This window comes from Lysobacter sp. Soil_N_51 (assembly GCF_057655755.1).
The window spans coordinates 1-9,130 of the sequence record NZ_JBDGLR010000017.1 but is presented as its reverse complement, the minus strand read 5'-3'; the positions used below and the strand labels follow the sequence as shown (position 1 = coordinate 9,130).

The window sequence follows — 9,130 nt, the reverse complement described above, 5'->3', positions numbered from 1 at the left end:
CATGAGAAGGGCGGCCAGCAGGCCGCCCCTTTTTGTTTGTATGCGTACGCGAAAGCGGCGATGCCTACCTGCAGGAGCGGCGTAAGCCGCGACCGCGACAACGCAACTACGGCGAAACCTTCGACGCAGGCGCGACCCCGCGGTCGCGGCTCGCGCGGCTCCTGCAGGGAGCTTGCGTGAAAGATCTTCGCGAGGCTTTTCAATCGTCGATACAAAGGCGATGCAATGCTCATTGAAAACGTGATGCACAATCACAACATGCCTCACCCCGATAAAGAACGAAAGTTTCGATTCATTCCTGTAGGAGCGGCGTAAGCCGCGACCTCGACAACGCGACTACGACGTAACTTGCGGCGTAGGCCCGATCCCGCGGTCGCGGCTTACGCTGCTCCTACAGGGGGCATCGTGAATCGGCATTGCAATGGCGCCAATGAAATCTTTACTGGCGGCGATCAACCACGCACGCACAACGTTGCACATCCGAATCATCACGCAACAAACCGCACGCATAAACCAAGACGAACGCATCGCAATCCACCGTCGATGACATCGAATCAAATCGCGCACGCCGTCATCTCAACGCGTCGAGACATGACAGTCGCATCCAACCCAGCGATACGCGTGAATGCACTGTGATGCATTGCGCATCGCGCTTGTCATCTGAGTAACCGACGCCATCCGCATCGACACAAATGCTTAGCACTTGCGAATCGAAAACGAATTCGCGCGGCTAACTCCGCGTCGCGCATGCCTTTTGGCCATGTCACAAATTCTTACTTGCGCAGTCGTCGCCATGGCATACGCCGCGCGCATCGTGTGCCGGCGTCAAGAAGTTCTTGATGGACGCACCGCATCGATTGGATTGATTCGCGGGCAAGTGCCCGTAAACCCAACAAGGAGAAGTCTCGTGCATCGCAACAAGCTTCATATCAGCCTGCTGGCTGTCAGCGTTCTCATGGCCGCCGGTTCGGCGACCGCGGCCGACCTGTACGCCGGTGGCGCCACCTTTCCGGCGCCGGCGTATGTCGGCGACCTGTACAACTCGCTGACCCCGAAGGCGCGCCTGTCGCGCGACGCCGCGATCACCGCGCCGGCCGTCGGCTTCAACGTCGCCGGTCTGGGCAATTCGACCGGCAGCAACGTTCCGGTGTTCGCCAAGTACCGCACCCTGTTCACCAGCGACGCGGTTTCCTACTGCCAGACCGGCAGCGGCACCGGCAAGAAGGTGCTGAACAACGACACCCTGGTCGCCAGCGGCAGCTGCGGCGACGCCTCCAGCGCCGCGGCCACCGGCTTCAGCGCGCTCGGCACCGCGCCGGACTTCATCGGCACCGACTCGCCGATCAGCACCGCCGACTACAACACCTTCAACACCAACGTGTCGTCGACCCGCACCGCGATCGTGCAGATCCCGACCATCGCCGGCGCCATCGCCCTGCCGTTCAAGGACAACGCCGCCACCGGTCTGACCTCGGTCGCGCTGACCACCCAGCAGATCTGCCAGATCTATTCGGCGCAGATCACCGATTGGGCCGACTCGCGCCTGGGCCTGACCCTGAGCGGTTCGCCGCACCCGATCACGATCGCCTACCGCAGCGACGGCAGCGGCACCTCGTTCGCGTTCACCAGCTACCTGGCCGCCCAGTGCAACGGCAAGTTCGGTGTCGCCGCCGGTTACTTCAAGCCCGACCAGAGCTTCGCCGCCGCCGTCACCCAGGCCGGCAGCCTGCCGGCGTATGCCGCCGTCTCGCCGCAGAACGGCAACAGCGGCGTGGTCTCGAAGGTCAAGACCACCACCGACGCGCTCGGCTACGCCGACATCGCCGAAGTGCTGTCGCAGGGCGTGATGTACGCCAGCGTCAACGGCTTCGACCCGGCCACGCTGCCGGCGTCGATCAGCATCACCCCGGGCAACCTGCTGTCGGGCCAGGTGCTCAACGGCGCCACCACCGCCGCCGTTCCGGGCTCGGCTCCGGCCGCCGCCAAGAACTGCCTGCGTCTGGTCAGCCCGACCGCGCCGATCTCCAGCGCCTACCCGATCGTCGCGATCACCTACGTCGCCGGTTACTACGCCGGTAACGGCGCGGCGAAGATCACCCCGATCAAGAACCTGTTCAAGCTGTTCTACGACACCACCAACCGTCCGGCCCTGCCGACCGGTTATGCCTACGTCGACGGCAACGCGCTGTTCCGCAGCTCGGTCGTTTCCTCGATCAACAGCTGCATCAACTGATCGCGGGCGCGGCGGCGGATGGATCCGCCGCCGCGCGTGGGCGGTCGCGCAATAAAAAAAGCTCCCCGGTCGCATCGGGGAGCTTTTTCTTTGGGCGGACGTCTTGTTGCGGTTTGCTTCGCTATCGCGCGGTAACCGCTAAGGCATCAGGTACCGCAGAAGCAGGTCGCGTTGGCGCCCGCGCGGGTACCGGCCGGGGTGTCGATGAACAGCGAGCACTGCGAGGTATCGCTGCTGCCCTGGGTCGGCGTGCTCTGCGCGCTGGCGTTGCAGGTGCTGACGGTGCCCTTGCGGCCGCTGCTCACGGTCGCGGTCTGGCAGTTGGCCGAGATTTCGTCGCCGGTGCTCAGCAGCGCGCTGTTGTCGACCGCGACCACCGAATCGGGCGAGGACGCCAGACCGGCGCCGAACACTTCGACCTTGCGCGAGCTCTTGGGGCAGGCGAAGGTGGTGGTGCAGAACTTCGATTCCGACACGCCGGCATTGGCGTTGACGCTGCCGTACACCTGCACGACGCCCGGGAAGAAGCTGACCGTGCTGCAGCTGGCTTCGGCGCGGGCTTGCGGCGCGGCGAACACGCTCACGGCCAGCATCGCGGCGGTCAACAGCAGTTTCGCGCCGATCGCGCGGTTGAGGTAATCCATTTGTGTCTCTCCATGAAAGCGTGAAAGTTGGGATGAATCCGGCACGGATGTGCGACATCCGCGGGTCGAGGAGACGCCGTGCACGGCCGGACGTGAATGCGGCGGCCGCAGATCGAATGCAGATGGACGGCCAAGGCGCGCGTCGTGCCGGACGGCGGCGGCCTGCAATGCTGAAAGTGTCGCGGGCGTTCCTTTCCCCACCGATAGGAGAACAGCTTCACGTGTCGGCGCTGTTGCATGCGCGTGAACCCGGTGCCGGCGCATGGATTTATTTGCGGGTTTCGGGGTAGGGCCGGCGTTGTGGCGAAATCACGCAATCCACCTGTAGGAGCGGCGTGAGCCGCGACCAACCGAAGTTACGTACGCAAGCGACGCGTCCGACGCCGGCTGGCTCCGAGCACTGTAGCGAAAGCTTGTCGGGCGTTACGGCTTCGGTGGGTCGAGTGGTATTCGGCCTCTTCGGTTGGTCGCGGCTCGCGCCGCTCCTACAAGGCGAGCCCGAATCCACGTAATCCCCTGTAGGAGCGGCGCAAGCCGCGATCGCGGGATTTCGGTTACGCCGAAGGTTTCATCGCAGTTGCGCTGTCGCAGTCGCGGCTCACGCCGCTCCTACAAGGCGAGCCCGAATCCACGTAATCCCCTGTAGGAGCGGCGTGAGCCGCGACCGCGGGACTTCGGTTACGCCGAAGGTTTCATCGCAGTTGCGATGTCGCAGTCGCGGCTCACGCCGCTCCTACACGGGCTAGCCCGACGCTCCGGACTCAATCGCGTAGCCGCGCCAGGCTCCGCTCGCGCCGATGCATCAGCACCCCGGCCAGGCTGACGCCGGTCGCCACCAGCACCACGATGATCGTGGTCAGCGCGTTGATCTCGGGGGTCACCCCGATCTTGACCTTCGAATACACCAGCATCGGCAGCGTGGTCGAACCCGGCCCGGAGGTGAAGCTCGCGATCACCAGATCGTCCAGCGACAAGGTGAAGGCCAGCAGCCAACCCGCCAGCAAGGCCGGCGCGATCAACGGCAGGGTTATGACGAAGAACACCCGCCACGGTTTCGCGCCCAGGTCCATCGCCGCTTCTTCCAGGCTGGCGTCCATCGAGGTCATGCGCGAACGCACCACCACGGTGACGTAGCAGGCGGTCAGGGTGATGTGGGCGAGGGTGATCGTGGTCATGCCGCGCTCGGGCCAGCCGAAGATCTGCTGCAAGCCGACGAACAGCAGCAGCGAGGACAGGCCGAGCATCACGTCCGGCATCACCATCGGCGCCGAATTCATCAGGCTCAGCAGCCCGCGCCCAGGAAACCGGCCGAAGCGCGACAAGGCCAGGCCGCTCGCGGTGCCCAGCGCGACCGCGGCGGTGGCTGAGATCGCCGCGATCGTGAGGCTGCGCTGCGCCGCCTCCAGAATCTGCTCGTTGCGCAGCAGCGCGCCGTACCACTGCAGCGAGAACCCGCCCCAGGTGGTGGCGCGGTCCGAGCCGCTGAACGAGTACACGATCACCGACACGATCGGCAGGTACAAGAACGCATAGCCCAGCGCCATCAGCGTGTACAGCGCGAACGGCCGCCGCTTCACGACTGCGCCTCGCGCGCGACGCGCCGGTTCTCGACGTATTCGAACAACAAGGTCGGCAGCACGATCAACAGCAGCATCGCCACCGCGATCGCCGCGGTCAGCGGCCAGTCGCGGTTGGTGAAGAACTCGGTCCACAGCACCCGGCCGATGGTCAGCGCGTCGGGGCCACCGAGCACGTCGGGAATCACGAACTCGCCGACCGCCGGGATGAACACCAGCAAGGTGCCGGCCAGAATGCCCGGGAACGACAGCGGCAAGGTCACCCGCACGAACGCCTGCCAGGGTTTCGCGCCGAGGTCGGCGGCGGCTTCGAGCAAGGTGAAATCCAGGCGGATCAAGGTCGCCGCGAGCGGCAGGATCATGAAGGGCAGGTAGTTGTAAGCGATGCCGATGTACACCGCGAGGTCGGTATGCAGCACCGCCTGGCCCGGCTCGACGATGCCGACCGCGGCCAGCGCCTGGCTGATCACGCCGTTGGCGCGCAGCAGCCCGATCAGCGCATAGGTGCGCAGCAGCGAACTGGTCCAGAACGGCAGGATCACCAGCACCAGCAGCAACAAACGCAGGCTGCGCGGCGCGCGCGCGATGCCGTAAGCGATCGGATAGCCCAGCAGCAAACAGCACAGAGTCGAGACCGAGGCGAACAGCAGCGACTTCAGATACGCGGCGATATACAGCGGATCGGCCAGCAAGGCGGCGTAGTTGGACGCGTGCAGGCGCAGCGAGGTCGCGCCGTCGGCGCTGGTTTCCAGCAGAGGCGTATACGGCGGCACTTGCCCGAACACCGCCTGGGCGAAGCTGATCTTCAGCACGATCAGGAACGGTACGCAGAAGAACAGCGCCAGCCACAGCATCGGGATCGCGGTGACCACGAAGCGTCCGCGCCGGGTGCGGAATTCGTCGCCTACCGCGCGGAACCACCCGAAGAGGTTATAAACGACATCCGCCCAGAACCCCCAGGCCCCCGAGTCGCGCTTTTGCTCGCGAGCGCTCACGACGTCAACACCACCGCGCTGGCCGCATCCCACGACAACCACAAGGTATCGTCCCAGTCGTAATGCGGCTCGGAGCTGCGCGCGACATGGGTCTCCTGCACCCGCACGATCGCGCCGGCTTCGGTCTGTACGTGATAGACCGACACATCGCCCAGGTAGGCGATATCGCGGACCTTGCCGACCACCACGTTGTCCATGCCCTCGGGTCGGGTCTCGTGGACGTCGATCTTTTCCGGCCGCACCGCGATGCCGACCGCGGTGCCTTCCGGCAACGGATCGGGATGGCGCGCGAGCAGTTCGCCGCCGACTTCGTCGCATTGAATACGCAGATTACTTTCCTCGTGACCGAGCACGCGGCCATCGAGCAGGTTGATGCCGCCGATGAACTCGGCGACGAACCGCGTCGACGGGTATTCGTACAGCACCGCCGGGGTCGACACCTGGACGATGCGGCCGGCGTCCATGACCGCGATGCGCGAGGACATGGTCATCGCTTCTTCCTGGTCGTGGGTAACCATGATGAAGGTCGTGCCGACTCTTTCCTGGATGCTGACCAATTCGAACTGAGTGTGCTCGCGCAGCTTTTTATCCAGCGCGCCGAGCGGCTCATCGAGCAGCAACAACTTCGGTTGTTTGGCCAATGCGCGCGCCAAGGCCACGCGTTGACGTTGTCCGCCCGACAATTGATCGGGCCGGCGATTGCCGAGCTGCGGCATCCGCACCAGTTCCAGCATCGCCTGCACCCGATCGCGGATCTCGCCCGCGCCGAGCCGGTCGGCGCCGCTGGAATGCTTGAGCCCGAACGCGATGTTTTGCGCCACGCTCATGTGCGGGAACAGCGCATAGCTTTGGAACATCATATTGACCGGCCGCTGATACGGCGGCAGATCGGTCACGTCGACGCCGTCGATCAGCACGCGTCCGCGATCGGGTGATTCGAACCCGGCCAGCACCCGCAACAGCGTGCTCTTGCCCGAACCCGAGCCGCCGAGCAGGGCGAAGAACTCGCCGCGGTACACGTCCAGGGAAATATCGTCGCAGGCGTAGACCTTGCCGAAGGTCTTGGTCACGCCCTCGATGCGCACGAACGGCTGCGCGGCCGGGTCGCGCCAGGGTTCGAGCGCGGCGGGTGTCGCGGCGGAGCGGGGCGTGGGGACGCTCACGCGCTCAGTGCCCGCTCTTGATGCTGGTCCAGGCGCGCACGCGCTGGCGTTGCACGTCTTCGGGCAGGCTCTTGGGGTCGATCAATTTCGCGCGCACGTTTTCCGGCGGATACACGCCGACATCCTGGGCGATCGCCGGGTCGACCAGCGCGGTCGCGTCCTTGTTGGCGCTGGCGTAGGCGACATGGTTGCTGATCGCGGCGGCGACCTTGGGATCGAGCAGATAGTCGATGAAGGCATGGGCGTTGCCGAGGTGCTTGCTGTCCTTCGGGATCGCGATCACGTCGACCCAGCGGATCGCGCCTTCCTTCGGAATCACGAAGCGCAGGTTCGGCGCCGGCTGCCCGGCTTTCTTGGCCGCATCGAAGGCGTCGGTGCTGGCCTGGGCGATGTCGCCCGAATAGCCCATCACCAGGCAGGCATCGCCGTTGGCGAAAGCGTCCTTGTACTCGGCGTTGTTGAAGGTGCGCACGTACGGGCGGATCGCGCTGTAGACCTTGCGCACCGCGTCGATCTCGTCGGCGGCGCCGGCGTTGGGATCGCGGCCGAGCCAGATCAGCGCCGCGCCGAAGGTTTCCTGATCGTCGTCGAGCACGGTGATGCCGCACTTCTGCAACTTGGCGGCGTTGGCCGGATCGAACAGCAGCGACCACGAATCCAGCGGCGCGTCGGCGCCGAGCGCGGCCTTGATCTTGTCGATGTTGATGCCCAGCCCGGTGGTGCCCCACATGTACGGCACCAGGTGAGCGTTGTCCGGATCGATCGCGGCGAGGTTTTGCAGCAGCTGCGGGTCCAGGTGATTCCAGTTCTTGAGCTTGCTCTTGTCGAGCGCGGCGTACATCCCGGCCTTGACCTGGCGCTGCGCGAACGGCCGCGCCGACGGGAACACCACGTCGTAGCCCGATGCGCCGGCGCTGAGCTTGCTTTCCAGGGTTTCGTTGGCGTCGTAGACGTCGTAATTGACCTTGATGCCGTTGGCGGTCTCGAAATTCTTGACCGTGTCGTCGGCGACGTAGTCCGACCAGTTGTAGACGTTGAGCACCTTCTCCTCCGCGCCGGCCGGCGTGGCGGCCGTTGGGGCATCGGACGGCTTGCCGCCGCCGCAGGCGGTCAGCAGCAGGGCGCAGGCGAGCGGGGCGAGGCGCAGGATCACGGCGAACTCCGGAGCAACGAGGCGTTGCGGGGATGTTCGGAGCGGGGGCGCACGGTGTCAATGCGATTCGGGTCCGGAATGGCGGTTAGGGCGCGGGCTTCGCTTCATTCGCTCTTCTTCACCGAGCACGCGCGATAAAAGAGCCCCTCTCCCGCCTGCGGGAGAGGGGTTGGGGTGAGGGGGCGCGCCGCAGCAAAACGCTGCGCCCGCCTAAACCCCAACCGCGTCCCACGCACGCAAACCAATGGCTGCGTTATCGTCTGCCTAGCCACCTGTCCAAGCCCACCACCACCGTTCGGGGAGAACTGTGATGCCGATCCGCCCACACAACCGTTCCCCCTTCGCCATCGCGGCGCGGGCCATCGCGCTCGCATCGTGGTTGCTGCCGTTGCCGGTCCTGGCTCAGGACGACCCGCCCGCTGACCCCGCAAGCGCCGATGCCCCATGGTCGGTCCGCGGCAGCGTCACCGCGATGAGCGACTACGTCTGGCGCGGCGTGTCGCAGACCCAGGAAGATCCCGCCGTGCAGGCCGAGATCAACCTAGAGCACAGCAGCGGCTTCTATGTCGGCCTGTGGGCGTCGAGCATCGACTTCACCGGCGCGGGCGAAGAGGACGACGGCATCGATTACGAACTCGACGGCTACCTCGGCTGGTCCGGCGAACTGCGCCCCGGGCTGGAACTGGACCTGGTCCTGACCCGCGCCGCATACCCGGGCGCGCGCAAGGGGTTCGATTACGACTACACCGAACTCGAAGGCACCTTGAGTTTCGCCGAGCACTACCACGTCGGCCTGGCGTATTCGCCGGACATCTTCGGTCTGGGAGGCAAGGGGTATTACTGGAACGCGGGCGGCGAATGGCCGTTGGGCGACAGCGGTTTCGGGTTGAAGGCGCAGGTCGGTCACTACGATCTGCAGGACGCGGCGGGCGACAGTTACAACGACTATCTGTTGGGTGTGACGCGCGAGTTCGGTCCGGTCAAGGCGGAGTTGCAGTACACCGATACGTCCAGTTATGGGCCGAAATTATCGGAGGCGTTGGATGACGCGACGTTGGCGGATGGCAAGGTGACGTTGCTGGTCGGTTGGGAGTTTTGAGGGATATGATGGCGTGCCGGTGTGGCATTGTTCCGAATAGCGTTGCATTGCCGGCATGAGGCAGGTTGCGACGTAGTTGTGTTCCTACGGTCGCGGCTCGCGCCGCTCCTACAGGTAGGCCATGTGGCTTTTGCTTCATTTCAGGTATCACTACCAGCGCTGCGAGGCTTGTAACTCGCGTTAGCAAACGCACACCCGAAGGGCGGCGCACATGGATGTGCGCCGCGCGCCACCGGGACAGGATGTCCCGTGTGGCGCGTGCCCGC

7 protein-coding genes are annotated in these 9,130 nt (G+C 65.1%); 2 read left to right on the top strand and 5 right to left on the bottom strand.

Features of this window, described 5'->3' with window-relative positions; translation table 11 throughout:
- The first annotated feature begins 907 nt into the window (after nt 1-907).
- Nucleotides 908-2,233 (top strand): substrate-binding domain-containing protein, encoded by a 1,326-nt coding sequence (locus AC3A4T_RS24125; RefSeq protein WP_487677696.1) that lies wholly within the window; start codon nt 908-910, stop codon nt 2,231-2,233.
- 146 nt (nt 2,234-2,379) lie between these two features.
- Here the strand turns inward: AC3A4T_RS24125 and AC3A4T_RS24120 are convergent, their stop codons facing one another.
- The 5 genes from AC3A4T_RS24120 to AC3A4T_RS24100 form a co-directional block, all read right to left on the bottom strand.
- A complete protein-coding gene (locus AC3A4T_RS24120; protein WP_487677695.1) occupies nt 2,380-2,877 on the bottom strand; it encodes a hypothetical protein in 498 nt (165 codons plus the stop codon).
- Nucleotides 2,878-3,638: 761 nt separating this feature from the next.
- Nucleotides 3,639-4,421, bottom strand: coding sequence for an ABC transporter permease subunit (locus AC3A4T_RS24115; RefSeq protein WP_487677707.1), 783 nt, complete (start codon nt 4,419-4,421; stop codon nt 3,639-3,641).
- A gap of 29 nt (nt 4,422-4,450) precedes the next feature.
- A complete protein-coding gene (locus AC3A4T_RS24110; protein WP_487677706.1) occupies nt 4,451-5,308 on the bottom strand; it encodes an ABC transporter permease subunit in 858 nt (285 codons plus the stop codon).
- 137 nt (nt 5,309-5,445) lie between these two features.
- On the bottom strand, nt 5,446-6,534 hold the full coding sequence (locus AC3A4T_RS24105) for an ABC transporter ATP-binding protein (RefSeq protein ID WP_487677705.1): 1,089 nt from the start codon (nt 6,532-6,534) through the stop codon (nt 5,446-5,448).
- A gap of 82 nt (nt 6,535-6,616) precedes the next feature.
- The gene (locus AC3A4T_RS24100; protein WP_487677694.1) at nt 6,617-7,765 is read right to left on the bottom strand and encodes a polyamine ABC transporter substrate-binding protein; all 1,149 of its coding nucleotides are present in this window, start codon (nt 7,763-7,765) and stop codon (nt 6,617-6,619) included.
- Nucleotides 7,766-8,075: 310 nt separating this feature from the next.
- Here AC3A4T_RS24100 and AC3A4T_RS24095 point away from each other — a divergent pair, with 310 nt between their 5' ends.
- Nucleotides 8,076-8,864, top strand: a complete 789-nt coding sequence (locus AC3A4T_RS24095; protein ID WP_487677693.1) for a TorF family putative porin — start codon at nt 8,076-8,078, stop codon at nt 8,862-8,864.
- Nucleotides 8,865-9,130: the final 266 nt, after the last annotated feature.